Origin of the sequence: Pseudomonas sp. NIBRBAC000502773, assembly GCF_006517195.1 — a bacterium.
GTDB classification, from domain to species: domain Bacteria; phylum Pseudomonadota; class Gammaproteobacteria; order Pseudomonadales; family Pseudomonadaceae; genus Aquipseudomonas; species Aquipseudomonas marginalis.
This window is the reverse complement of the sequence record NZ_CP041189.1, coordinates 5,023,534-5,048,478: the sequence shown is the minus strand read 5'-3', so window position 1 is coordinate 5,048,478 and position 24,945 is coordinate 5,023,534. Positions and strand designations below refer to the sequence as shown.

The window sequence follows — 24,945 nt, the reverse complement described above, 5'->3', positions numbered from 1 at the left end:
CTCGATTCTCCAAAAAGTGTGCAACCTGCTTGGACAGCACTCTAAGAGTGCGCCGCTGCCAGCCAGCTGACTGCTAGATTACAACTTTGTCAGGTTGCGCCCTTCCCCTGGCACCCAGGGTATAAAGCCCCTCGTGAACTGTTGCCAAGAGCCGCCCATGAAATTGCTGATCGTCGAAGACCAACCGAAAACCGGCCACTATCTGCGCCAAGGCCTGGCCGAGGCGGGCTTTACCACCGAACTGGTGGCCGACGGCACCAGCGGCCAGCACTTGGCGCTGACCGGCGATTATGACCTGTTGATCCTGGATGTGATGCTGCCCGGTCGCGACGGTTGGCAAATCCTGCAAGCGGTGCGCAGTGCCGGCCTGGAGATCCCGGTGCTGTTTCTGACCGCCCGGGATGCCGTGGAAGACCGGGTGCACGGCCTGGAACTGGGTGCCGACGATTACCTGGTCAAACCCTTTGCCTTCTCCGAACTGCTGGCGCGGGTACGCAGCCTGTTGCGCCGTGGCAGCAGCACGCCGCAGGAAACCGCCCTGCAACTGGCCGACCTGCGCCTGGACCTGATCCGCCGCCGCGTCGAACGGGACGGCCAGCGCATCGACCTCACCGCCAAGGAGTTCTCCCTGCTGGAACTGCTGCTGCGCCGCCAGGGCGAAGTCCTGCCCAAGTCGCTGATTGCCTCCCAGGTGTGGGACATGAATTTCGACAGTGACACCAACATCATCGAAGTCGCGATCCGGCGCCTGCGCCTGAAAGTCGACGATCCCTTCCCCACCAAGCTGATCCATACCGTGCGCGGCATGGGTTATGTGCTGGAGGAGCGCAGCCATTGATCCCGCGTCTATCCCTGGCCAGCCGCCTGGCCCTGCTGTTTGCGGCGTGCACCGCGGTAGTCTCGTTGCTCGCCGGCGTGCTGTTCAACCGTGCCAGCGAGGCGCACTTCATTGAGCTGGACCAACAGCAACTCGACAGCAAGCTGGTGGCGCTACGCAGTACCTTGCAGGGCGTCGAATCACTGGACTCATTCGCCCAACGCGAAGCGCAGCTGCGAGCCGAACTCAATCGCCAGCCTGACCTGACATTGCGCATCACCGCCGCCGGCCAGCGCTGGCTGGACGATGCGCCAAGCGTCAGTCTGCCCGAGGCGCCTGGCCTGCACACCCTGCAAAACGCCGGCACCGACTACCGCGTGTACAACGCCCCCTTGAGGCCCGGCCAGCCCGCCTCACCGCAACTGACCCTGATGCTCGACATCACCCATCACCAGCACTTCCTGCAACGCATGCAACACTTGATCTGGCTCACCGTCGGCCTGTCGGCCCTGGCCACCGCGCTGCTGGGCGCCTGGGCTGCACGCAGCGGCTTGCGGCCGTTGCGCCGCATGGGCGAAGTGGCAGCCAGTGTATCGGCCCACTCCTTGACCCAGCGCCTGCCTCAACAGCAAATGCCGGCGGAATTGGCCGAACTGGCCCAGGCCTTCAATGCCATGCTCGGGCGATTGGACGACGCCTTCCAACGCCTGTCGGCCTTCTCCGCCGACATTGCCCATGAACTGCGCACGCCCCTGTCGAACCTGCTGACCCAGACCCAGGTCATCCTGACCCAACCGCGCCCCTTGGAGGATTACCGCGAAGCGCTGCACAGCAATCTGGAAGAGCTGCAATGGATGGCGCAGTTGGTGAATGACATGCTGTACCTGGCCAAGGCGGACCACGGTTTGCTGGTGCCCAAGCGCGAGCCGTTGGTACTGGCGGATGAAGTGGAGACGTTGCTGGAGTTTTTCGCGTTGCTGGCAGAAGACGCACAGGTCTCGCTGGTACGCGAAGGCGGCGCGCAAACCGTCGGCGATCGCGGCATGCTGCGCCGGGCCCTGTCGAACCTGCTGGATAACGCCCTCAGGTTTACCCCGGCCGGCGGCCAAGTGCGCGTGCGGATGGTTGAAGGCGCACGGGGCGTGACACTGACGGTAGAAAACAGCGGGGAAGGTATTCCAGCGGACGTGGTGCCGAGGCTGTTCGACCGGTTCTACCGAGCCGACCCGGCGCGCCATGAAGGCAGCAGCGAGCATGCGGGCCTGGGATTGGCGATTACCCAGTCGATTGTGCGGGCACACGGAGGGAGGATTTTTTGTGAATCCGCGGCGGGGTGGACAAGGTTTGTGATTGAGTTGCCGAAGGTAAATTGATGCAAGCCGGGCCGGCCCTATCGGGGGCAAGCCCCCTCCCACACGTTGATCTGTGAATACATTCAAATGTGGGAGAGGCTTGCCCCCGCTAGCGGTCTAAAAGACTACGAATACCTAAGCGCATGCGCCGGCTCAATCTTCGCCGCCCGATACGCCGGGTAAATCGTCGCCATGAAGCTCAACACAAACCCGGCCGTACAAATCAGCACCACATCGCCACTTTGCAGCTCCGAAGGCAGGTTGCTGACGAAGTACACATCCGAACTGAAGATATGCTGCCCGCTCACCCGCTCCAGCCAGCCCACCAGCTCACTCACGTTCAGCGCCGCAATCACCCCCAGCACGCCGCCGATCAAGGTGCCGACAATGCCGATCACCGTGCCCTGCACCATGAAAATCGCCATGATCTGCCGTGGCGTGGCGCCGATGGTGCGCAGGATCGCGATGTCCGCGCCCTTGTCGTTCACCACCATAATCAGCGTGGCGATGATGTTGAACGCCGCGACGGCGACGATCATCAGCAACAACAGGCCGATCATGGTCTTTTCCATCTTCATCGCGCTGAACAGGCTGCCCTGGGTGTGGGTCCAGTCATCGGGCTTGTAACCGCTGCCGAGGCTGGCGGCGATGTCCGCCGAGACCTTGGGCGCTGCGTACAGGTCTTTCAACGCCAGGCGCACGCTCTGCACCTGGTTCGGCTGCCAATGCTGTATCTCGGCGGCGTCGGCCATGTGGATCAAGGCCATGGAGCCATCCAGCTCGGCGCCGACCTTGAAGATACCCACTACGTTCAGACGCTGCATGCGCGGGGTGATACCACCGGGCGCACTGCTGATTTCCGGGACGATCAGGGTCAATTTGTCGCCCACATTCAGGCGAAAACGCCGGGCGGTGATTTCGCCGACCACCACGCCGAACTCGCCGGGCTTCAGGTCTTCCAGTTTGCCCTGCACGATATGCTGGGCCACGATCGACACCTTGCCTTCCTGGGCCGGGTCGACGCCGCTGATCTCAATCGGCTGCATCGCGCCCTTGTAGGAGAACATCCCGTCCATCTGCGTGAACGGTACGGCGGCAGTCACTTGCGGATTCTTCATCGCCGCAGCGGCCACCGGCTGCCAATCGTCGATCGGATTCACCCCGACGACAGTGGCGTGCGGCACCATGCCAAGGATGCGCGAGCTCATTTCGCGCTGGAAGCCGTTCATCACCGACAGCACCACGATCATCGCCAGCACGCCCAGGGCGAGGCCGATCATCGAGGTCATCGAGATAAACGAAACAAAGCGGTTGCGGCGCTTGGCGCGGGTATAGCGCGTGCCGATGAAAATCGATAACGGTCTGAACATTCGCGGGCACCGTTGGAAAAATAGAAAACCCGGCGTCAGGCACCGGGCTTGAAACAGGTCAGATGGCGACCAGATGACCTTCCTGCAGGTGCAGCACACGGTCCATCTGGCGGGCCATGCTCATGTCATGGGTCACCACCAGGAACGCGGTGCGCATCTGGGTGCTCAGTTCCAGCATCAAGTCCTTGATGCCCTGGGCGGTGTGGGAGTCGAGGTTGCCGGTGGGCTCGTCGAGCATCACCAGCCCCGGGTTGTTCACCAGGGCACGGGCAATCGCCACACGCTGGCGCTCACCGCCGGACAGTTCGGCCGGTTTGTGCTCCAGGCGATGGCCGAGGCCGACGCGCTCGAGCAAGGCCTTGGCACGCTGGCGGGCTTCCGGGATCGCGGTCTTGCCGATCAGCAACGGCATGCACACGTTTTCCAGGGCGGTGAATTCCGGCAACAGGTGGTGGAACTGGTACACAAAGCCCAACGAGCGGTTGCGCAACTGGCCACGGGCCTTTTCATTCAAAGCCGACAGTTCTTCACCGGCCAGCCATACGCTGCCCTGGGACGGCGTATCGAGGCCGCCCAACAGGTTGAGCAAGGTACTTTTGCCGGAACCGGAACTGCCGACGATCGCCACGCGCTCGCCGGGATGCAGTTCCAGTTGCAGGTTGGACAGCACCACGACCGACTCCGGGCCTTCCTCGTAGGATTTGCCCAGGTTGCGGCAGCTCAGGATTGCTTTTTCACTCATGCCCGATTCACTCATAACGTAAGGCCTGTGCTGGCTGGGTACGTGCCGCGCGCCAGGCTGGATACAGGGTGGCAAGGAAACTCAGGACCAACGCGGCGCCGCCCACCATCAGCACGTCCTGGGCTTGCACCTGGGACGGCAGGTAATCGATGAAGTAGACGTCGGCGTTGAGGAACTTGTGGCCGATCACTTTTTCAAGCAAGGCGATGGCGGCACTGACGTTCAGCGCGGCCAAGATGCCTACCGCCGTGCCGATCAAGGTGCCGACCACGCCAATCACGGTGCCCTGCACCATGAAGATCGCCATGATCTGCCCCGGCGTAGCACCCAGGGTACGCAGGATGGCGATGTCGCCCTTCTTGTCATTCACCACCATCACCAGCGTGGAGATGATGTTGAAGGCCGCGACCGCGACGATCAGCAGCAACAGCAGGCCGATCATGGCTTTTTCCATGCGGATGGCCTGGTACAGGTTGCCGTGGGTGCGGGTCCAGTCGCGGGCGTAGTACTGGCTTTCACCCAGGTGCTGGGCGATTTCCCAGGCGCCGCGCGGGGCATCGAACAAGTCATTGAACTTCAGGCGCAGGCCTTGCACCTGGTCCGGCTGCCAGCGATGCAGGCGGGCCAGGTCGGTGAGGTTGGTCAGGCCGAGGTAGCCGTCGATCTCGCCGGCGCCGACGTGGAAGGTACCGACCACGGTAAAGCGCTTCATGCGCGGGAACATGCCGGCCGGCGTCACGGTGACTTCCGGCGCGACGAAGGTCAGCTTGTCGCCGATGCCGACGCCGAGCTTGGCCGCCGCCTTGTCACCGATGACGATGCCAAAGCTGCCGGGCGCCAGATCGTCGAGTTTGCCCTGCAACATGAACTTGTCGATGATCGAGACGTTGCGTTCCTGGGCCGGGTCGATGGCATTGAGCAGGATTTTCTGCACCTTGCCGTCGTTGGTCAGCAACCCCTGCATCTGGGTAAACGGCGCCACGGCCACTACCTTGGGGTTCTGCTTGACCTTGGCGGCCAGGCTTTGCCAGTCGCTGATGGGCGCATCGCCCTCGATGGTCGCGTGGGGCACCATGCCCAGCACACGGGTGCGCATCTCATGATCGAAGCCGTTCATCACCGACAGCACCACGATCATCACGACCACGCCAAGGGCGAGACCGATCATCGAGGTCAAGGAAATGAACGACACAAAATGATTGCGACGCTTTGCACGGGTATAACGCGTGCCAATAAATACGAAGAGAGGTCTGAACATGTCGGGGCTTGTTCGGAGGAAAAGAAGACGTCCCGGTGGCGGGGTCTGGTAAGCAGCTTTACACTCAGACCATTACCGTTACCTGGGGTTCGCCATGTCGACATTAGATGAAGAAGAGCGCCGCGAATACTACCGTATCGACGACATGATCGCACTCCAAATCAAAAGCCTGTCTGCCCCCGAAGCGGCGAGCAAGGAAGTGTTGCTGGATGATTCACCGCTGTTCAATCTGCTCAGTGAACTGCACCTGAGCGAATTTGAAGCCCAGCACCTGCTGCGCCAGCTCAGCGAGAAGGATCGCACCCTCGTCGCCTTCCTCCGGGTGCAGAACAAACGCCTGGATTTGCTCAGCCAAATCATGGCCCGCGGCCTGCTGGATGAGGTCGGCGCTCCGCAGCCGGTGATCATTTCCGAAGGCGGCATCGATTTCCAACACCCCTCCCCCCTGACGGTGGGTGCGCACCTGGCGGTCAAGCTGGTGCTGATGCCCCAGGCGCTCGGCCTGCTGCTGCGCGCGCGGGTTACCCATTGCGATCCCAAGGGCACAGGCTTCGACGTCGGCACGGAATTCGAAGCCATGACCGATGCCCAACGCCAGCTACTGGCGCGCTACATCCTGCAGAAACAGGCGCAGGAACGGCGCCTGGCACGGGAACAGAGCGACGCCCAAGACACCTGAACTCTCGAATTCACCCTGCCAGACAACCTGGCGTAAAGGAGCAACTGTGACCCTGATCTACGGCCACCGCGGTGCCAAAGGCGAAGCACCGGAAAACACCCTGACCAGCTTCCAGGCGTGTCTCAAGCACGGTGTACGCCGCTGCGAACTGGATTTGCACCTGTCCATGGACGGCGAGCTGATGGTCATCCACGACCCGACCCTCAAGCGCACCACCGACCGGCGCGGCAAAGTCGTCGAGTATTCGGCGGCAGACCTGGTGAAGATGGACGCGCGCAAAGGCGGCCCGGGCTGGGTCAAGCCTTGCCCGATTCCGCGCCTGGAAGAGCTGTTCGAACAGTGCGACTTCGATCACTGGCAACTGGAAGTCAAAAGCGCCTCGCGCACCCGTGCCGCGACCACCGTGCTGGCCATCCGTGAGATGGCCGTGCGTTTCGGCCTGATGGACAAGGTCACCGTAACCTCAAGCTCGCGGGAAGTGTTGAAAGCAGCGGTTGAACTCACCCCCGACCTGTCACGCGGGCTGGTCGCCGAATATGCCTGGCTCGACCCGCTGAAGGTCGCGCAGAACTACGGCTGTGAGATGCTGGCGTTGAACTGGACGTTGTGCACCCCCGAGCGTCTGGAAAAAGCCCAGCGCCAGGGCCTGCACGTGTCCGTATGGACAGTCAACGAACCTGCGCTGATGCGCAGGCTCGCCGACTTCGGCGTAGATAGCCTGATTACAGACTTTCCCGGTTTGGCCACCGCCACCCTCGAGAATTACTGAAATCGGTCTCCCCGGCCGGCTCAGGCCACCGGCCGGAGCCGCTCAAAAAAGCCGGTTGAGGCCGTCGTAGGCCGCTACCCGATAGGCTTCGGCCATGGTCGGGTAGTTGAACGTGGTGTTGACGAAATACTTGAGGGTATTTTGCTCACCCGGCTGGTTCATGATCGCCTGGCCGATGTGCACGATCTCCGAAGCCTGGTAGCCGAAGCAATGCACGCCGAGGACTTCCAGGGTTTCGCGGTGGAACAGGATCTTGAGCATGCCTTGCGGCTCACCGGCGATCTGCGCACGCGCCATGCTCTTGAAGAACGCCTTGCCCACTTCGTAAGGCACCTTGGCCTTGGTCAGTTCGTGCTCGTTCTTGCCGATCGAGCTGATCTCGGGAATCGTGTAGATCCCAGTCGGCACGTCGTTCACGTAACGCCAGCTGCCGTTGTCGACAATGCTGCCGGCCGCCGAACGGCCCTGGTCATGCGCCGCACTGGCCAGGCTTGGCCAGCCGATCACGTCACCGGCACCGTAGATGTTCGGCACGCAGGTGCGATAGTTCTCGTCGACTTCGATCTGGCCACGGCTGTTGACCTTGACCCCGATGTTTTCCATGCCGAGCTTGTCGGTGTTGCCGGTACGGCCGTTGCACCACAGCAAGGCATCGGCCTTGATCTTCTTGCCGGACTTGAGGTGCAGGATCACGCCGTTGTCCAGGCCTTCGACCCGCTCGTATTCTTCGTTGTGACGCACGGTGATGTTGTTGTTGCTGAAGTGGTAGCTCAACGCCTGGGAAATTTCCGAGTCGAGGAAGCTCAGCAACTGGTCGCGGTTGTCCACCAGCTCCACCAGCACGCCCAGGCCGCTGAAGATCGAGGCGTATTCACAGCCGATCACGCCGGCGCCGTAGATGATCAGCTTGCGCGGGGTGTGGCCCAGGCTGAGGATGGTGTCGCTATCGTAGATACGCGGGTGGTGGAAATCGATATCCGCCGGGCGATACGGGCGCGAACCGGTGGCGATGATGATGTGCTTGGCCACCAGCTTCTCGACCACGCCGTTGGCGCACACCACTTCGACGGTTTGCTCGTCGGCGAAGCTGCCGGTGCCGAAGAACAGGTCGACACGGTTACGGGCGTAGTAGCCGGTGCGCGAAGCGACTTGCTTGGAGATGACCTTCTCGGCGCTTTTCAGCACGTCCGGGAACGAGAACCAGCGCGGCTCACCAATGGCCCGAAACATCGGGTTGGTGTTGAACTGCATGATCTGGCGCACCGAGTGACGCAAAGCCTTGGACGGGATGGTGCCCAGGTGGGTGCAGTTACCGCCGACCTGGCGACGGCTATCGACCATCGCCACCTTGCGCCCTGCCTTCGCGGCGTTCATCGCCGCACCTTCTCCAGCCGGGCCGGAACCCAGTACCACCACGTCGTAGTTGTAGACAGCCATGCGTACTCCTCAGAACAGGCCAGGCGCACGGTTGGACGCCTGGCTAAATCATGCCGCGGCCAGCGGTCATGAAGGACAATTTGGCTCAAGTGTGTGAACCGGGGCACAGTCTATATAAGGCTCAACGCCGCGCACATTAACCCTTGGTCGCGTCGTAGGCCAGTTTTGCCTTTACTACAGGAACAGGAAACCGGCATTACACTGCTGACACGCACCTTTGCAGGACGGGCCATTATGCGGCATGTCGTTTTCTGTTTAATGATGATTTTTTCGGTTGTGGTGTATGCGAATGAAGCAGACCGCCTCCGGCAAGCCGATTTTCCTGCGCAAGCCCCCGGACTGGCGCTGAAAAACCAGACGGTGTTCACCTACCTCTGGGCGGATGTGTACGCGGCTGCGCTGTATACCCCGCAGACTGTGAGCGCCAGGCAGGCATGGGACTCGCAACAGCCGCTGCGCCTTGTGCTGTATTACTTTCGCGACATCGACCGCAACGATGTGATCAAGGCGGCGACGGCCACCTTGGAGCGCCAGCAAGCCAGCCCTCGCCTGAGGCTTGAAGTCGACCAGTTGCACGCCAGCTTTCGTAACATCCGCAGCGGTGATCGCTACGCCCTGGACTTTCGCCCCGGCCGTGGCCTGAATCTGGAGATCAATGGGCAGGTGGTGTTCAGCAGCGCCAATGACGCGCTGGCAAGGGCCTACCTGGGCATTTGGCTGGCGCCCAAGGGTTTGTCCGATGACTTGCGCGGCAAACTGCTGAAATGAAAATGGCCTGCCCGTTAGGCATGCATACGCTGAACTACCGCTATCGGGGGCGAGCCCCCTCCCACATTTGAAATGTATTCACACGTCGAAAGCTTGCTCCCGATGAGGCCCTGCCCGGTAACACATAACCCGCTTGCCATAAAAAAGCCCCGAACCAGTCGGGGCTTTTTCATTCAGTGCTAAGGCTCAGCGCGGGAACGCAGGCGGGTTGACCCCGGCCATGTCTTCCATCACGCGAACCACCTGGCAGCTGTAGCCGAACTCGTTGTCGTACCAGACGTACAGTACAACGCGGTTGTCCTGGGTAATGGTCGCTTCCGCGTCCACCACACCGGCGTGGCGCGAGCCAACGAAGTCGGTGGACACCACTTCCTGGGAATTGACGAAGTCGATTTGCTTGTGCAGGTCGGAGTGCAGCGCCATGTAGCGCAGGTACTCGTTCATCTCTTCACGGGTAGCGGCTTTCTCAAGGTTCAGGTTGAGAATGGCCATCGACACGTTCGGCGTCGGCACACGGATCGCGTTACCGGTCAGCTTACCGGCCAGCTCAGGCAGGGCCTTGGCAGCGGCGGTGGCGGCACCGGTCTCGGTGATGACCATGTTCAGCGCGGCGCTGCGGCCACGGCGATCGCCCTTGTGGAAGTTGTCGATCAGGTTCTGGTCGTTGGTGTACGAGTGAACGGTTTCAACGTGGCCGTTGACGATGCCGAACTTGTCATTCACAGCCTTGAGCACCGGCACGATGGCGTTGGTGGTGCAGGAGGCAGCGGACACGATCTTGTCGTCAGCGGTGATTTCACCGTGGTTGATGCCGTGCACGATGTTCTTGAGCTTGCCTTTGCCAGGCGCGGTCAGCACGACGCGGTCGATGCCCGGGCAGGCCAGGTGCTGGCCCAGGCCTTCGGCATCACGCCATACGCCGGTGTTGTCCACCAGCAGGGCGTCCTTGATGCCGTACTGGGTGTAGTCCACCTCGGTCGGGTTCTTCGCGTAGATCACCTGGATCAGGTTGCCGTTGGCGGTGATGGTGTTGTTTTCTTCGTCGATGGTGATGGTGCCGTTGAACGAACCGTGTACCGAATCGCGACGCAGCAGGCTGGCGCGCTTGGTCAGGTCGTTCTCGGCGCCTTTGCGCACCACGATGGCACGCAGGCGCAGGCCGTCGCCGCCACCGGTTTTTTCGATCAGGATGCGCGCCAGCAGACGGCCGATACGACCGAAGCCGTAGAGGACAACGTCGGTACCTTTGCGGGCAGCGGCGTTTTGCTGGCCCACCACATCGGCCATTTCTTCACGCACGAACTGCTCGGCGCTGCGGCCGGCACCTTCCTTGCGGAATTTGTAGGCCAGCTTGCCCAGGTCTACCGAAGCCGCGCCGAGCTTGAGCTCGCTCATGGCCTTGAGCAGGGGGAATGTTTCGTGGACGGAGAGTTCGCTGTCGTCGGCGGAACGATGGCGAGCAAAGCGATGCGCCTTGAGAATCGCGATGACTGATTGGTTGATCAGGCTGCGGCCATAGATCGAGCTCACCACATTGTTATTGCGGTACAGCTGACCGATAAGCGGGATCATCGCTTCTGCGAGTGCTTCACGGTCGATCCATTCACCAAGACACTGGTCGGGCTTCTGAGTCACGGGAACCTTCCACATGTAGGGGCTGAAAAAAGGGGCTACATTATGTCGTCCGACCGCCCGTTGAGCAATGCGCCAACCACAACAAAAAGCCCTTGCAAAAAAATACCACCCCGCTACAGGCCAGGAAACACGCGGGTTTCAGAAGGCCACCAATGGCGCAGCGCCGCCAACTTGTCCGTAACTCTCCGAAACATCCGTGCAAAACGGCACTACATAATGAGTCAAAAGGCTGCTTTGTTTGTCTTAGCCACTACATTTCCTACAAACCGTAATAGGCTCAGTCAGCAACTGACAGGCGGCACCTCGGGCCGTTACAATTACCGACTTTGTCGCAACGCTTGGAGCTCAACCTTCCGTGCCCGTTCTGCGTCTACCGCTTCTCCCTGCCGCGGCAGGTAAACAGCACTGGGGCAACCTGCCCGGTGCCGCCCTGAGCCTGGCCATTGCCGAGGCTGCCAGCGCAGCCAAGCGCTTTACCCTGCTGCTTACCGCCGACAGCCAAAGCGCCGAACGGTTGGAGCAGGAGCTGAGCTTCTTCGCCCCCGATTTGCCGGTGCTGCATTTTCCCGACTGGGAAACCCTGCCCTACGACCTGTTCTCGCCGCACCAGGACATCATCTCCCAGCGCATCGCCAGCCTCTACCGCCTGCCGGAACTGGCCCACGGTGTGTTGGTGGTGCCGATCACCACCGCCCTGCACCGCCTGGCGCCGACCAAGTTCCTGCTGGGCAGCAGCCTGGTGCTGGATATCGGCCAGAAACTCGACGTGGAACAGATGCGCACGCGCCTCGAAGCCAGCGGCTACCGCTGTGTCGACACGGTGTATGAGCACGGTGAATTCGCCGTGCGTGGTGCGCTGATCGACCTGTTCCCCATGGGCAGCAAGTTGCCGTACCGCATCGACCTGTTCGATGACGAAATCGAGACCCTGCGCACCTTCGACCCGGAAAACCAGCGCTCCATCGACAAGGTCGAGTCGATCAAGCTGCTGCCGGCACGGGAGTTCCCGCTGCAAAAGGACGCGGTCACGCGCTTCAAGGCGCGCTTCCGTGAACGCTTTGACGTGGACTTCCGCCGCTGCCCGATCTTCCAGGACTTGAGCAGCGGGATTACCCCGGCCGGCATCGAGTACTACCTGCCGCTGTTCTTCGACGAAACCTCGACCCTGTTCGACTACCTGCCCCAGGACACCCAAGTGTTCTCGTTGCCGGGCATCGAACAGGCGGCGGAAAACTTCTGGAACGACGTGCGCAACCGCTATGAAGAGCGCCGCGTCGATCCTTCCCGGCCTTTATTGCCGCCTGCCGAATTGTTCCTGCCGGTGGAAGACTGCTTCGCCCGCCTGAAGAACTGGCCGCGCGTGGTCGCCAGCCAGCAGGATGTGGACGCCGGCAGCGGCCGCGAGCGCTTCCCAGCGGCAACGTTGCCGGACCTGGCGATCCAGTCCAAAGCCACGCAACCCCTGGAAGCTCTCTCGAACTTCCTCGGCGACTTCCCCGGCCGCGTGCTGTTCACCGCAGAGTCCGCCGGGCGCCGTGAAGTGCTGCTGGAACTGCTGGAACGCCTGAAGCTGCGGCCGAAAACCGTCGACAGCTGGCCGGATTTTGTCGCTGGCAAAGAGCGCCTGGCGATCACCATCGCGCCACTGGACGAAGGCCTGCTGCTGGATGACCCGGCGCTCGCGCTGATCGCCGAGAGCCCGCTGTTCGGCCAGCGCGTGATGCAGCGTCGCCGCCGTGAAAAACGCGCCGACGCCAACAACGACGCGGTGATCAAAAACCTCACGGAACTGCGCGAAGGCGCGCCGGTGGTGCATATCGACCACGGTGTCGGCCGCTACCTGGGCCTGCAGACCCTGGAGATCGACAACCAGGCCGCCGAATTCCTCACCATGGAATACGCCGAGGGCGCCAAGCTCTACGTGCCGGTGGCCAACCTGCACCTGATCGCCCGCTACACCGGCAGCGACGACGCCCTGGCGCCGTTGCACCGCCTGGGTTCCGAGACCTGGCAGAAAGCCAAGCGCAAGGCCGCCGAACAGGTGCGCGATGTCGCCGCCGAACTGCTCGACATCTATGCCCGTCGTGCGGCGCGCGAAGGGTATGCCTTCGCCGACCCGAAGGCCGACTACGCCACCTTCAGTGCCGGCTTCGCCTTCGAAGAAACCCCGGACCAGCAGACCACCATCGAAGCGGTGCGCGCCGACATGCTCGCGCCCAAGCCGATGGACCGCCTGGTGTGCGGCGACGTGGGCTTCGGCAAGACCGAAGTGGCCATGCGCGCAGCCTTTATTGCGGTACACGGCGGCAAGCAAGTGGCGATCCTGGTGCCGACTACCCTGCTCGCCCAGCAACACTACAACAGCTTCCGCGACCGCTTTGCCGACTGGCCGGTGACCGTGGAAGTGATGAGCCGCTTCAAGTCCGCCAAGGAGGTGAATGCCGCCGTCGCCGACCTCGCCGAAGGCAAGATCGACATCGTGATCGGCACGCACAAGCTGCTGTCGGACGATGTAAAGATCAAGAACCTGGGCCTGGTGATCATCGACGAAGAACACCGCTTCGGTGTGCGTCAGAAAGAACAGCTCAAGGCCCTGCGCAGCGAAGTCGACATTCTTACCCTCACCGCCACGCCGATTCCGCGCACGCTGAACATGGCGGTGTCGGGCATGCGCGACCTGTCGATCATCGCCACGCCGCCGGCGCGGCGCCTGTCGGTGCGCACGTTCGTGATGGAGCAGAACAAAAGCACAGTCAAGGAAGCGCTGCTGCGGGAATTGCTGCGCGGCGGCCAGGTGTACTACCTGCACAACGACGTAAAAACCATCGAGAAATGCGCCGCCGACCTCGCCGAACTGGTGCCGGAAGCACGCATCGCCATCGGCCACGGGCAGATGCGCGAACGCGATCTCGAACAGGTGATGAGCGACTTCTACCACAAGCGCTTCAACGTGCTGATCGCCTCGACCATCATCGAGACCGGCATCGACGTGCCTAGCGCCAACACCATCATCATCGAGCGGGCGGACAAGTTCGGCCTGGCCCAGCTGCATCAGCTGCGCGGCCGGGTTGGGCGCAGTCACCACCAGGCGTATGCCTACCTGCTGACGCCGCCCCGCCAGCAGATCACCGGGGACGCCGAAAAGCGCCTGGAAGCGATCGCCAACACCCAGGACCTGGGCGCCGGTTTTGTGCTGGCCACCAACGACCTGGAAATCCGCGGTGCCGGCGAACTGCTGGGCGATGGCCAGAGCGGGCAGATCCAGGCCGTCGGCTTCACCCTGTATATGGAGATGCTCGAACGCGCGGTGAAAGCCATCCGCAAGGGCGAGCAGCCGAACCTCGACCAGCCCCTGGGCGGCGGTCCGGAAATCAACCTGCGCTTGCCGGCGTTGATCCCCGAAGACTACCTGCCGGATGTGCATGCACGGTTGATCCTGTACAAGCGCATCGCCTCGGCCACCGACGAAGAGGGCCTCAAGGACCTGCAGGTGGAGATGATCGACCGCTTCGGCCTGCTGCCCGAGCCGACCAAGAACCTGGTGCGCCTGACCCTGCTCAAATTGCAGGCCGAGCAGCTTGGGATCAAGAAAGTCGACGCCGGGCCGCAAGGCGGGCGTATCGAGTTCGAAGCGCAGACACCGGTGGACCCACTGGTGCTGATCAAGCTGATCCAGGGCCAGCCCAATCGCTACAAGTTCGAAGGGGCTACGCTGTTCAAGTTCATGGTGCCGATGGAACGTGCCGAAGAACGCTTTAATACATTGGAGGCGTTGTTCGAGCGCCTCATCCCGAAATCTGCTTGAAGGACGCCCCAATGCGCCTGTTCCGCATTCTGAGCCTGTTGTTGGTGGTACTCGCGCCTTCGGCATTTGCCGACAGTCCGTACCAGGTGGAAATGATCCTGGTACGCCAGAACGCGGAGCCGGCGCTCAACAGCCGCGCGGCGCCGGAAAACTGGGATGAGGGCGCCCAGCGGTTGGGCGACAGGCTGAGCCCGCCGCGCCTGAACAATATCGTCGACAAACTCAACGCCGATAACAGCTTCACCGTGCTGGCGCACAAGGCCTGGGAACAGAACCTCGGCGAGCAGCCGGTCAGGATCGCGATCACCGACGGCCAGGAGCAGTTCGGCCAGTTCCCCATCGAAGGGGTGTTGAGCCTGCAACTGGGGCGCTTCACGGATATCGATGCGGACTTCTGGCTCAACACGTTCGACAGCAACGGCAGTGTGGTGGCCAGCGAACACCTGAGCCAGAAAGACGTGCGCACCAAGAACAACCAGCTCAACTACCTGGACGGCGGCCACCTGGCACTGCTGATCAAGATCACGTCGCTGACCGCCAAGCCACCCAGCGCACCCCCGCCCGACATTCAGGACTGATCCAGCGCCATGCCCCTGACGTCGCCGTTGACCAAACCCCTGGCCCCTTCGTGGGCCAATCGCTTCAAAGAGCAAAGCCTGGAGCGCGGGCGACGCTACGCCCTGGAGAACCGCGTGCGCATCGTCGAATCCGGCGACAGCACCATCGTCGCCAGTTGCGAAGGCTCGGGGGGCAACGTTTACCGGCAGACCATCTCATTGCGCGAATCGGCCAAGGGCGCGCTGATCCTGGTGGACAGCCGCTGTACCTGCCCGGTGCACACCAACTGCAAACACATCGCCGCGGTGCTGCTCAAGGTCCAGGAAACCCTGGCCTACCCGGCGGCCGCCCAGGATGCCGAGTTGCTGGAAAAACTCCAGGCCGTGCTGGATAACCGCGTGGTGTTGCCGCAGGTGGTGATGGAGGATGTGGTGCCCGTGCCGCGCCTGTGGCTGGCCAGCGTCGAGTTCAGCGCGTTTGAACCGCGCAACGGCAAGATGCAACGCTATATCCAGCACCGTGCGGCGCTGTCGTTCAACTACCTGGGCAACTATGTCAGCGGGCAGAAGAACGCCGACATCATCGTGCGCCAGGAAACCCAGAGCCTGCGCATCAAGCGCCATCCCGAGCTGGAGCAGCCCTATCGCGAACAACTGCGCCTGCTCGGTTTCAAGATCGCCACGCGCCAGAGCAAGGCCTTGCCGGAAAGCGCCGGCGAGCTGTTCGAGATGGTCAATGACAGCGCCTGGCTGAACTTCACCCTCAATGCCTCGCCGACCCTGCGGGCCGAGGGTTGGGAGCTGCAGATCGATGATGACTTCGGGTTTGACCTGAGCGCGGTCGACGACTGGTACGCCACCGTCGATGAAGGCCCCGAGCGCGACTGGTTCGACCTGGAACTGGGGATTATCGTCAACGGTGAGCGCCTGAGCCTGCTGCCGATCCTGCTCAACCTGATGCGCTCCCACACCGAGATCCTCAACCCGGAAAAACTTGCGCGGCGCCGGGATGACGAGCTGATCCTGGTGAATATCCCCGGCCTGCCCAATGGCGGTCATGGCCCGCTGCAAGTGGCCCTGCCCTACGGCCGCCTGAAACCGGTACTGGCCACCCTCGGCGAGTTTTACCTGCAGGAGCCCGGCACCACCGCGCTGCGCCTGGCCAAGGCCGATGCGATTCGCCTCAATCCGCTGGAAGACCTGCCCCTGCAATGGGAGGGCGGCGAGAAGATCCGCAACTTTGCCCAGCGCCTGCGGGACATCAAGGACTTCACCTGTGTGGCGCCCGAAGGCCTGAACGCGACCTTGCGACCTTATCAACTGGAAGGGTTGAGCTGGATGCAGTCGCTGCGCCAACTGGAGGTGGGCGGCATTCTTGCGGATGACATGGGCCTGGGCAAAACCCTGCAGACCCTCGCGCATATCCTCAGTGAAAAGATCGCCGGGCGTCTGGACCGGCCGTGCATGGTGGTGATGCCCACCAGCCTGATCCCCAACTGGCTGGACGAAGCGGCGCACTTCACCCCGCAACTCAAGGTGCTGGCGCTGTACGGTGCCACGCGCAAAAAACACTTCGCCAGCCTGCAGGACTACGACCTGCTGTTAACCACCTACGCGCTGCTGCCCAAGGACATCGAACACCTGGCCGCCCTGCCCTTGCATGTGCTGATCCTCGATGAAGCCCAGTACATCAAGAACCCTTCCAGCAAGGCTGCCCAGGCCGCGCGCGAGCTGAATGCCCGGCAGCGCCTGTGCCTGAGCGGTACACCGCTGGAAAACCACCTGGGCGAGTTGTGGTCGCTGTTCCACTTCCTGCTGCCGGGCTGGCTGGGCGACGTCAAAAGCTTCAACCGCGACTACCGCGTCCCCATCGAAAAGCGCGCCAGCGAGGTACGACTGCAGCACCTCAACGGTCGGATCAAACCCTTCCTGCTGCGCCGCACCAAGGAACAGGTGGCCACGGAGCTGCCGCCCAAGACCGAGATCATTCATTGGGTCGACCTCAATGAGGCCCAGCGCGATGTGTACGAGACCATGCGCCTGGCCATGGACAAAAAGGTCCGCGACGAAATCACCCGCAAAGGCGTGGCACGCAGCCAGATCATCATCCTTGAAGCACTGCTGAAGCTACGCCAGGTGTGCTGCGATCTGCGCCTGGTCAACGATGCGACCCTGCCCACCCGCGGCAGCAGCTCGGGCAAGCTCGACAGCCTGATGGAAATGCTCGAAGAGCTGTTTGAGGAAGGCCGCCGGATCCTGTTGTTTTCCCAGTTCACCTCGATGTTGAGCCTGATCGAAGTGGAGCTGAAAAAGCGCGGTGTCGCTTACGCCCTGTTGACGGGCCAGACCCGCGACCGGCGCACACCGGTGAAGGATTTCCAGAGCGGCAAGTTGCAGATTTTCCTGATCAGCCTGAAGGCCGGTGGCGTGGGCCTGAACCTGACCGAAGCCGACACCGTGATTCACTACGACCCTTGGTGGAACCCGGCCACCGAGAACCAGGCCACCGACCGTGCATACCGCATCGGCCAGGAGAAGCCGGTGTTCGTCTATAAGATGATTGCGCGGGGCACGGTGGAGGAGAAAATCCAGCACCTGCAGAAGGAAAAATCCGACCTGGCAGCGGGCGTGCTGGATGGGCGTACGACGGGGGATTGGCAGTTGGGCAACGACGATATCGAGGCGTTGTTTGCGCCGTTGCCCAATAAGCAGGAAAAGCGCTAGATCAGCTGTGCATCCCGCAAAGCGCCCAGTGCGGTGAGCCAGCGCGGATCCTGCTTGTAGTCAGTCGAAGCAATCGCCTGCCCACGCATACGCGCGATGCGCGCCGACGGCGTGACCTTCATGCGCTGCGCCGCACTCAGCGCCAACTCAGCCGCCGCACGATCGTTGCACACCAGCCCCATGTCGCAACCGGCGGTCAGCGCCGCCTCGATCCGACTGGCCGCGTCGCCGACCACATGGGCACCGGCCATCGACAGGTCATCGCTGAAAATCACCCCATCGAACTGCAACTCGCCGCGCAGGATGTCCTGCAACCAGCGACGTGAGAAGCCGGCAGGCTGCGCATCCACCTGCGGGTAGATAACATGCGCCGGCATCACTGCCGCCAACTGCTTGCTCAGGCGTGCGAAAGGCACCAGGTCATTAGCGCGAATCTGTTCCAGGCTGCGTTCGTCGTTGGGAATCGCGACGTGGGAATCGGCCTCGGCCCAGCCATGGCCCGGGAAGTGTTTACCGGTGGCGGCCATGCCGGCGCTGTTCATGCCTCGGATAAAGGCACCGGCGAGCACGGCGGCGCGCTCGGGATCACCCTCGAAGGAACGGGTGCCGACCACGGCGCTGCGCTGGTAGTCCAGGTCCAGTACCGGGGCGAAGCTCAGGTCGAGACCGACCGCCAGTACTTCGGTGGCCATGATCCAGCCGCACTGCTCGGCCAGGTACTCGGCGTTGGGGTTGTCCGCCAACGCGCGCATGGCCGGCAGGCGCACAAAGCCTTGGCGCAGGCGCTGGACACGACCGCCTTCCTGGTCGACCGCCAGCAGCAGGTCCGGGCGCACCGCACGAATCGCCGCGCTCAACTCCCGCACCTGCCGTGGGTGCTCGATATTGCGCGCAAAAATGATCAGGCCACCGACTTCAGGCTGGCGCAACAGGTGGCGGTCCTCGGCCGTCAGCCAAGTACCGGCCACGTCGACCATCAAAGAACCTTGCAGGGCAGCAGTCATAAACCTTCCTTAAATAACGCACACAACCCGTTGACCCCACCAGGCGCAGTGAGGACAACAGGTTGCGAGTAAATAGCTGAATTCGGCATGGGCAGCTAGCTTAGCGGATGCAAGCGGCCGCGCACACCCGGAGCGGTCAAACCTTGGCGGCAGCTGGCGTGGATTTGCTGCGCGGGCGCAATTGGGCGGCAGCCATGGCCGGGTCGGTCACGCCGGTTTCAGCGCGCATGCCGGCGGCAAGGAATGGCACCATCAGGCGCATGACCTGCTCAATGGAAGTGTTTACGCCGAAATCGGTCTCGGCAATCGCACGCAACGCCTTGATCCCGGACATGCTGAATGCGGCCGCACCGAGCATGAAGTGCACGCGCCAGAACAGTTCGATCGGCGGAATACGCGGGGAGGCTTCGTTGACCAGCAACATATAGCGGCGGAATACCTTGCCGTACATGTCTTCCAGGTAACGGCGCAAGTGGCCCTGGCTCTGGCTGAATGCCAGGCCCAACAGGCGCATGAAGATCGACAGGTCATTACCGCTGCGTGGCTGAACCACCAGCGCCTGTTCCACGAGCATTTCCAGCAGGTCTTCCAGGGTCGGCTTGTGGTCGGCCTTGGCCTGGCGGCGCTCGAGTTCACGGTCCAGGCTGGCACAGAACGGCCCCAGGAAGCGCGAGAATACCGCCTGGATCAGGGCCTTTTTCGAGCCGAAATGGTAGTTCACTGCAGCGAGATTGACCCCGGCTTTGCTGGTGATCAGCCGCAATGAAGTTTCAGCAAATCCTTTTTCCGCGAACAATTGCTCGGCAGCATCGAGAATGCGTTCAACGGTTTCCGACTGGGCCATGGATACTCCGCCTGACAAACACTTGTTTGAAACATACGTTTCAGGGTGTGTCTTGTCAAGCCTGCAAGTTCGCTTTCCGGCCGGGCAGTCATCTATTTCATCGCTATTTAATCACATACTCCCAGGTCTGTAGGCAGCGCTATCTCTGCCTTGTAGGACACTTGACGAATGACCGTCCAGCGGAGCCGCAGAAAAGGATGATTGCCAAGCGCAGTTCACTGTATATAATCCCAGTCACTGTATAAAAAGACAGAGCGATCAACATGCTAAAACTGACGCCACGCCAAGCTGAGATTCTGGCTTTTATCAAGCGCTGCCTCGATGACAACGGCTACCCGCCGACACGAGCCGAAATTGCGCTGGAACTGGGGTTCAAGTCCCCCAACGCCGCCGAAGAACACCTCAAGGCCCTCGCTCGCAAAGGCGCGATCGAGATGACTCCCGGTGCTTCACGGGGTATTCGCATCCCTGGCTTCGAAGCCAAGGCCGACGAATCGACACTGCCGATCATCGGTCGCGTCGCCGCCGGTGCGCCCATCCTGGCGCAGCAGCACGTCGAGGAATCCTGCAACATCAACCCGACCTTCTTCCACCCTCGCGCCGACTACCTGTTACGGGTGCACGGCATGAGCATGAAGGACGTGGGTATCTTCGATGGCGACCTGCTGGCCGTCCACACCACCCGCGAAGCCCGTAACGGCCAGATCGTCGTCGCCCGTATTGGCGATGAAGTCACTGTCAAACGCTTCAAGCGCGAAGGCAGCAAGGTCTGGCTCCTGGCCGAGAACCCTGAGTTCGCCCCGATTGAAGTGAACCTGAAAGATCAGGACCTGGTGATCGAAGGCCTGAGCGTCGGCGTCATTCGCCGCTAAAGGAGGCATCATGCAGCTCGTGCACACCCCCCAACACACACAACTGTCGCTGTTCGAGGCCTTTATGGCCCAACCCCTTGCGCCCATCCTCAAGGAAACGGTCGAGGCGCCCTGGGGCGCCGAACCTGAGGCGTTCAGTGAACTGTCGTTGCGCGGTGCGGCTGGGAGCTGCCTGAGCCTGCTGGCGCCGATCCTTCGTGAACTGAGCGAGGAACAGGATGCACGCTGGTTGACGCTGATTGCCCCGCCCGCCAGCCTGACCCAGGCCTGGCTGCGGGATGCCGGCCTCAATCGCGAGCGCATCCTGTTGCTGCAACCCCGCGGTGCGCAAAGTGCTCAGCAGTTGACCTGTGAAGCCTTGCGCCTGGGTCGTAGCCACACCGTGGTGAGCTGGCTCAACCCGCTGAATGCCACTGCCAAGGCACAGCTGATCAGCGCAGCGCGTACCGGCGATGCACAGAGCTTGAATATTCGATTGGGTTAATTCTGTGTGCCGCAGGCTATCCATTTGAAGGAGCCTGTTGTGGTGAGCGGGCTTGCCACAACAGCGAACCCACTTGCCACACTCAGTGAAGAACGCGCGGGCCGTCTTCTTTCTCGGGCTCGCCTTCTGCCAGACGACCTGCCATCTGCACACCAACGCTCAACATGGCTTTTGCCACTTCCACGTGCTGGCCCTGCAGGAACACCTTGGCGTCCTCGGAAAAATCCAGGATAACCAGAGAACCTTCGTCCTCAGCCCGGCGCAGCTCGATTCGGCCGTCAGGCAACTCAACAATTTCCAGAAAGGACGTCGGCATAAAAGTCTGTTCTCCACGAAAGGCCGGGATTATATCAGTCATCCGCCCGGCCTCGCTGAGGATCTGAAGAGGTTTCTTTACGGCTTGATGAACGGTGCCATGTGAATCCGACTAACGTTCAGCACTCGTTCAAACCTTCACGAAAGCGCAATGCCATCTTTTTCAGCGCCTGACGCCAGCCTTCCAACTCTTCGCGACTCAGTGGCTCGGGCTCTTCCTCTTCCAGCGCCACCGCAACGATCAAGGGCTGGGTTACATCGCCCTTGGGCACATGGGGAACCCGGGGCGGCTGAAACATATCCGCATGGGCCTTAAGCAGACGCGCGACCCAGCTATCAGGGCTCTGCGCCATTTCCACCAGCTCGGCCAGCTCAGGGATCGCCATGCTTTCCAGCACCTCACGATTCATGATCATTTCCGCACGGGGCGAACCGGCCTGGGGCAAGCGGTAGAACCCGGCGATCTCATGACACAAGCCCAGTAACGCACCATACAGGTGGAACAACGCGGCTTCACGCCCGGCCTGGACCAGCGCAATCGCGTTCATCTCCTTCCCCTCCTCGGCACGGCCAAGGGCTTCCAGGGACAAACCCGCAAAATAAATTTTCTGATTGGTACGGGTATAGAGCTCGTTGGCCATAACGGCAATCTCCACAACGAATAAGCGTGATGCTGGCTATGTAGGAGCGAGCTTGCTCGCGAAAAACTTCAGAGCACCGTTCGGCGCCAGGTTTTTCGCGTAATCGTTAACAACCTTCGCGAGCGAGGACCAGGCGCCCTCCTCGTTCCCACAGCAAGCAAAAGCCGTCTATACAGACGGCTTCTAACGTTAACAGACTAGCGGATCAAGCGCCCTGGCGCTTGTCCTCGACCTTCCACTTGCCACCGTCGTAGAACGCTTTCCAGCCGGTAGGCTTGCCATCCACTTCGGTCTGCACGTACTGCTCCTTGGTCTTGCGGCTATAGCGGATCACGGCTGGGCGACCATCCGGGTCCTTCTTCGGCGCTTCACACAGGAAGTGGTACTTCGGATCGATCTCGTCCTTGTGCGGCACGATCTCCAGCACCAACGGCGCTCGAGTCTCGCGGTTTTTCGGGAACTGGCTGGCCGCCAGGAACAGGCCCGAGGCGCCGTCACGCAGGATGTAGGTGTCGTTGACCTTCTCGCACTTGAGTTCCGGCATCTTCACCGGGTCCATCTTCGGCGGCGCCGCGTCACCGCTTTTCAGCAGTTTGCGCGTGTTCTTGCAGGTCGGGTTGGTGCAACCGAAGAACTTGCCGAAGCGGCCGGTCTTGAGCTGCATCTCGCTGCCGCACTTGTCGCATTCCAGGCTCGGGCCTTCATAACCCTTGATGCGGTAGCTGCCCTCTTCGATCTCGTAGCCGTCGCAATCCGGGTTGTTACCGCAGATGTGCAGCTTGTGCTTCTCGTCCAGCAGGTAGGCGTCCATCGCCGTACTGCAGATCGGGCAGCGGTGCTTGCCACGCAGTACCAGCGACTCGGATTCACCCTCGTCGTCGGCGGCGATTTCATCGCCCGGCACCAGGTTGACGGTGGCCTTGCAGCGTTCTTTCGGTGGCAGGCTGTAGCCCGAGCAACCGAGGAACACGCCGGTGGATGCGGTACGAATCTGCATCGGACGGCCACAGGTCAGGCACGGAATGTCGGTCATCACCGGCTGGTTGGCACGCATGCCGCTCTCGGGGCTTTCGGCCACTTCGAGTTTTTTCTTGAAGTCGCCGTAGAACTCGTCGAGCACGTTTTTCCAGTCGCGCTCGCCCTGGGCCACGTCATCGAGGTTCTCTTCCATACCGGCGGTAAAGCCGTAGTCCATCAGGTTGGAAAAGCTCTCGGACAGGCGCTCGGTAACGATATCGCCCATCTTTTCCGAATAGAAACGACGGTTGTGCAGCGCGACGTAACCACGGTCCTGGATGGTGGAGATGATCGCCGCGTAGGTCGAAGGACGACCAATACCGCGTTTCTCCATCTCTTTCACCAGGCTGGCTTCCGAATAACGCGCCGGCGGCTTGGTGAAGTGCTGGGACGGGTCGAGCCTGATCAGCTTCAACGTGTCGCCCTGGGCCATGTCCGGCAGCACATCGTCATCGCCAGGCTTGGCGATCTGCGGCATCACCCGGGTGTAGCCGTCGAACTTGAGGATACGGCCCTTGGCGCGCAGCTCGAAGTCCCCGGCGCCGACACTGACGGTAGTGGACAGGTATTGCGCCGGCAGCATCTGGCAAGCCAGGAACTGGCGCCAGATCAGCTCGTAGAGGCGCTCAGCATCGCGCTCCATGCCACTCAGCTTGCTTGGCTCGGTGTTGGCATCGGAAGGACGAATCGCTTCGTGAGCCTCCTGGGCGCCTTCTTTGCTGCTGTAGACGTTCGGCTTCTCCGGCAGGTACTTCTTGCCGAATTCGCTTTCAATATAGGTACGCGCCATGGCCACCGCGTCTTGCGACAGGTTGGTGGAGTCGGTACGCATATAAGTGATGTAGCCGGCTTCGTACAGACGCTGGGCCATCATCATGGTTTTCTTCACCCCGAAGCCCAGGCGGTTACTTGCGGCCTGTTGCAGGGTGGAGGTGATGAACGGCGCCGACGGCTTGCTGCTGGTCGGTTTGTCTTCACGCTTGACGATGCTGTAGCTGGAGGCCTTGAGCTTTTCCAGCGCGGCCATGGCCTGGGCTTCGTTCAGCGGCTTGAACGCCTCGCCTTTCTCACGGGCCACTTCGAAGCGCACGTTGGCGCCCTTGGCGGTGCCCAGGTCAGCGTGGACTTCCCAGTATTCCTCGGGGTTGAACGCACGGATCTCACGTTCGCGCTCCACCACCAGCTTGACCGCTACCGATTGCACACGGCCGGCGGACAGGCCACGGGCGATCTTGGCCCACAGCAGCGGCGAGACCATGTAACCCACGACGCGGTCGAGGAAACGACGGGCCTGCTGGGCGTTGACGCGATCGATGTCCAGCTCGCCCGGCTTGGAGAAGGCTTCCTGGATGGCTTTCTTGGTGATTTCGTTGAACACCACACGCTTGTAGCGGCTGTCATCACCGCCGATGGCTTCCCGCAGGTGCCAGGCAATGGCTTCCCCTTCGCGGTCCAAGTCCGTTGCGAGATAGATGGTGTCGGCATCCTTGGCGAGCCGGCGCAGCTCTTCGATGACCTTTTCCTTGCCCGGAAGGATTTCGTACTTGGCCTTCCAGCCATGATCCGGGTCCACACCCATGCGCGAGACCAGCTGCTTGCGCGCTTTCTCTTTAGGCGTGAGCACCGGACCTTCGCCCGCAGCCGCCTTGCCGCGCTTGGCGGCAGGCTCCTTGCTGGCGCTAGCCGAACCGCTGGTGGGCAGGTCTCGGATATGGCCGATACTCGACTTCACCACGTACTCGTTGCCCAAGTACTTGTTGATGGTCTTGGCCTTAGCCGGGGATTCCACAATGACCAGCGATTTGCCCATGGATCGGAAAATTCCTGAATTCGAGAAGTGAAAGGCAGTTGGCGC

20 protein-coding genes and 1 pseudogene are annotated in these 24,945 nt (G+C 61.7%); 10 read left to right on the top strand and 11 right to left on the bottom strand.

What is annotated here, in order from left to right; all coding sequences use genetic code 11:
- Window positions 1–157: 157 nt before the first annotated feature.
- Both NIBR502773_RS23355 and NIBR502773_RS23350 read left to right on the top strand, forming a co-directional pair.
- Window positions 158–838: a heavy metal response regulator transcription factor gene (locus tag NIBR502773_RS23355; RefSeq protein WP_092490356.1), complete on the top strand. Its 681-nt coding sequence runs from the start codon at window positions 158–160 to the stop codon at window positions 836–838.
- A complete protein-coding gene (locus NIBR502773_RS23350; RefSeq protein ID WP_141157042.1) occupies window positions 835–2,190 on the top strand; it encodes a heavy metal sensor histidine kinase in 1,356 nt (451 codons plus the stop codon). Before NIBR502773_RS23355 ends, NIBR502773_RS23350 begins: the two co-directional genes overlap by 4 nt.
- A 104-nt stretch (window positions 2,191–2,294) precedes the next feature.
- Here NIBR502773_RS23350 and NIBR502773_RS23345 read toward each other — a convergent pair whose 3' ends face one another.
- Genes NIBR502773_RS23345 through NIBR502773_RS23335 form a run of 3 tightly spaced genes read right to left on the bottom strand, consistent with a single transcriptional unit; the run spans window position 2,295 to window position 5,539 of the window.
- Window positions 2,295–3,539: a lipoprotein-releasing ABC transporter permease subunit gene (locus NIBR502773_RS23345; RefSeq protein WP_065939337.1), complete on the bottom strand. Its 1,245-nt coding sequence runs from the start codon at window positions 3,537–3,539 to the stop codon at window positions 2,295–2,297.
- A 58-nt stretch (window positions 3,540–3,597) separates the two neighbouring features.
- Window positions 3,598–4,281: a lipoprotein-releasing ABC transporter ATP-binding protein LolD gene (lolD, locus tag NIBR502773_RS23340; protein ID WP_024074097.1), complete on the bottom strand. Its 684-nt coding sequence runs from the start codon at window positions 4,279–4,281 to the stop codon at window positions 3,598–3,600.
- Between the two features lie 7 nt (window positions 4,282–4,288).
- The gene (locus NIBR502773_RS23335; RefSeq protein WP_027604228.1) at window positions 4,289–5,539 is read right to left on the bottom strand and encodes a lipoprotein-releasing ABC transporter permease subunit; all 1,251 of its coding nucleotides are present in this window, start codon (window positions 5,537–5,539) and stop codon (window positions 4,289–4,291) included.
- A 94-nt stretch (window positions 5,540–5,633) separates the two neighbouring features.
- On the opposite strand from NIBR502773_RS23335, the gene NIBR502773_RS23330 reads away from it, so the two are divergent.
- On the top strand, window positions 5,634–6,218 hold the full coding sequence (locus NIBR502773_RS23330) for a PilZ domain-containing protein (RefSeq protein ID WP_027604229.1): 585 nt from the start codon (window positions 5,634–5,636) through the stop codon (window positions 6,216–6,218).
- A gap of 46 nt (window positions 6,219–6,264) precedes the next feature.
- Window positions 6,265–6,987, top strand: a complete 723-nt coding sequence (locus NIBR502773_RS23325) for a glycerophosphodiester phosphodiesterase family protein (protein WP_027604230.1) — start codon at window positions 6,265–6,267, stop codon at window positions 6,985–6,987.
- 42 nt (window positions 6,988–7,029) lie between these two features.
- On the opposite strand, the gene sthA is transcribed toward NIBR502773_RS23325, so the two are convergent.
- Entirely contained in the window at window positions 7,030–8,424 is a 1,395-nt protein-coding gene (sthA, locus tag NIBR502773_RS23320; RefSeq protein ID WP_003189670.1) for a Si-specific NAD(P)(+) transhydrogenase, read from the bottom strand.
- Window positions 8,425–8,658: 234 nt separating this feature from the next.
- On the opposite strand from sthA, the gene NIBR502773_RS23315 reads away from it, so the two are divergent.
- On the top strand, window positions 8,659–9,192 hold the full coding sequence (locus NIBR502773_RS23315) for a chalcone isomerase family protein (protein ID WP_092358981.1): 534 nt from the start codon (window positions 8,659–8,661) through the stop codon (window positions 9,190–9,192).
- Window positions 9,193–9,378: 186 nt separating this feature from the next.
- On the opposite strand, the gene NIBR502773_RS23310 is transcribed toward NIBR502773_RS23315, so the two are convergent.
- Window positions 9,379–10,842, bottom strand: a complete 1,464-nt coding sequence (locus tag NIBR502773_RS23310) for a glyceraldehyde-3-phosphate dehydrogenase (RefSeq protein ID WP_027604232.1) — start codon at window positions 10,840–10,842, stop codon at window positions 9,379–9,381.
- A gap of 340 nt (window positions 10,843–11,182) precedes the next feature.
- Between NIBR502773_RS23310 and mfd the strand changes: the two genes are divergently transcribed.
- Genes mfd through NIBR502773_RS23295 form a run of 3 tightly spaced genes read left to right on the top strand, consistent with a single transcriptional unit; the run spans window position 11,183 to window position 17,913 of the window.
- A complete protein-coding gene (gene mfd, locus NIBR502773_RS23305) occupies window positions 11,183–14,632 on the top strand; it encodes a transcription-repair coupling factor (RefSeq protein ID WP_141157041.1) in 3,450 nt (1,149 codons plus the stop codon).
- Window positions 14,633–14,643: 11 nt separating this feature from the next.
- Window positions 14,644–15,210: a CsiV family protein gene (locus NIBR502773_RS23300; protein WP_115485928.1), complete on the top strand. Its 567-nt coding sequence runs from the start codon at window positions 14,644–14,646 to the stop codon at window positions 15,208–15,210.
- Between the two features lie 9 nt (window positions 15,211–15,219).
- A complete protein-coding gene (locus NIBR502773_RS23295; protein ID WP_115485927.1) occupies window positions 15,220–17,913 on the top strand; it encodes a DEAD/DEAH box helicase in 2,694 nt (897 codons plus the stop codon).
- On the opposite strand, the gene nagZ is transcribed toward NIBR502773_RS23295, so the two are convergent.
- Window positions 17,910–18,917 (bottom strand): beta-N-acetylhexosaminidase, encoded by a 1,008-nt coding sequence (nagZ, locus tag NIBR502773_RS23290; RefSeq protein ID WP_065947399.1) that lies wholly within the window; start codon window positions 18,915–18,917, stop codon window positions 17,910–17,912. The genes NIBR502773_RS23295 and nagZ overlap by 4 nt on opposite strands.
- A gap of 136 nt (window positions 18,918–19,053) precedes the next feature.
- Window positions 19,054–19,761 carry a TetR/AcrR family transcriptional regulator gene (locus tag NIBR502773_RS23285; protein WP_141157040.1) on the bottom strand — a complete coding sequence of 236 codons (708 nt, stop codon included), beginning with the start codon at window positions 19,759–19,761 and terminating at the stop codon, window positions 19,054–19,056.
- Between the two features lie 263 nt (window positions 19,762–20,024).
- Between NIBR502773_RS23285 and lexA the strand changes: the two genes are divergently transcribed.
- Window positions 20,025–20,633, top strand: a complete 609-nt coding sequence (gene lexA / locus NIBR502773_RS23280; RefSeq protein ID WP_003172575.1) for a transcriptional repressor LexA — start codon at window positions 20,025–20,027, stop codon at window positions 20,631–20,633.
- Between the two features lie 10 nt (window positions 20,634–20,643).
- Window positions 20,644–21,117: an SOS-induced cell division inhibitor SulA gene (gene sulA, locus NIBR502773_RS23275; RefSeq protein ID WP_065939343.1), complete on the top strand. Its 474-nt coding sequence runs from the start codon at window positions 20,644–20,646 to the stop codon at window positions 21,115–21,117.
- An 82-nt stretch (window positions 21,118–21,199) separates the two neighbouring features.
- Here the strand turns inward: sulA and NIBR502773_RS23270 are convergent, their stop codons facing one another.
- The 4 genes and pseudogenes from NIBR502773_RS23270 to topA all read right to left on the bottom strand — a co-directional run bounded on the left by NIBR502773_RS23270 (window position 21,200) and on the right by topA (window position 24,900).
- Window positions 21,200–21,433, bottom strand: coding sequence for a hypothetical protein (locus tag NIBR502773_RS23270; RefSeq protein ID WP_010212068.1), 234 nt, complete (start codon window positions 21,431–21,433; stop codon window positions 21,200–21,202).
- 118 nt (window positions 21,434–21,551) lie between these two features.
- Complete coding sequence (locus NIBR502773_RS23265; protein ID WP_027604239.1) at window positions 21,552–22,073, bottom strand: DUF6586 family protein; 522 nt, start codon at window positions 22,071–22,073, stop codon at window positions 21,552–21,554.
- A 39-nt stretch (window positions 22,074–22,112) separates the two neighbouring features.
- Window positions 22,113–22,193, bottom strand: a pseudogene (locus NIBR502773_RS31370) (outer membrane lipoprotein carrier protein LolA); the annotation flags it as partial.
- Window positions 22,194–22,278: 85 nt separating this feature from the next.
- Window positions 22,279–24,900: a type I DNA topoisomerase gene (topA, locus tag NIBR502773_RS23260; protein WP_141157039.1), complete on the bottom strand. Its 2,622-nt coding sequence runs from the start codon at window positions 24,898–24,900 to the stop codon at window positions 22,279–22,281.
- Window positions 24,901–24,945 lie beyond the last annotated feature (45 nt).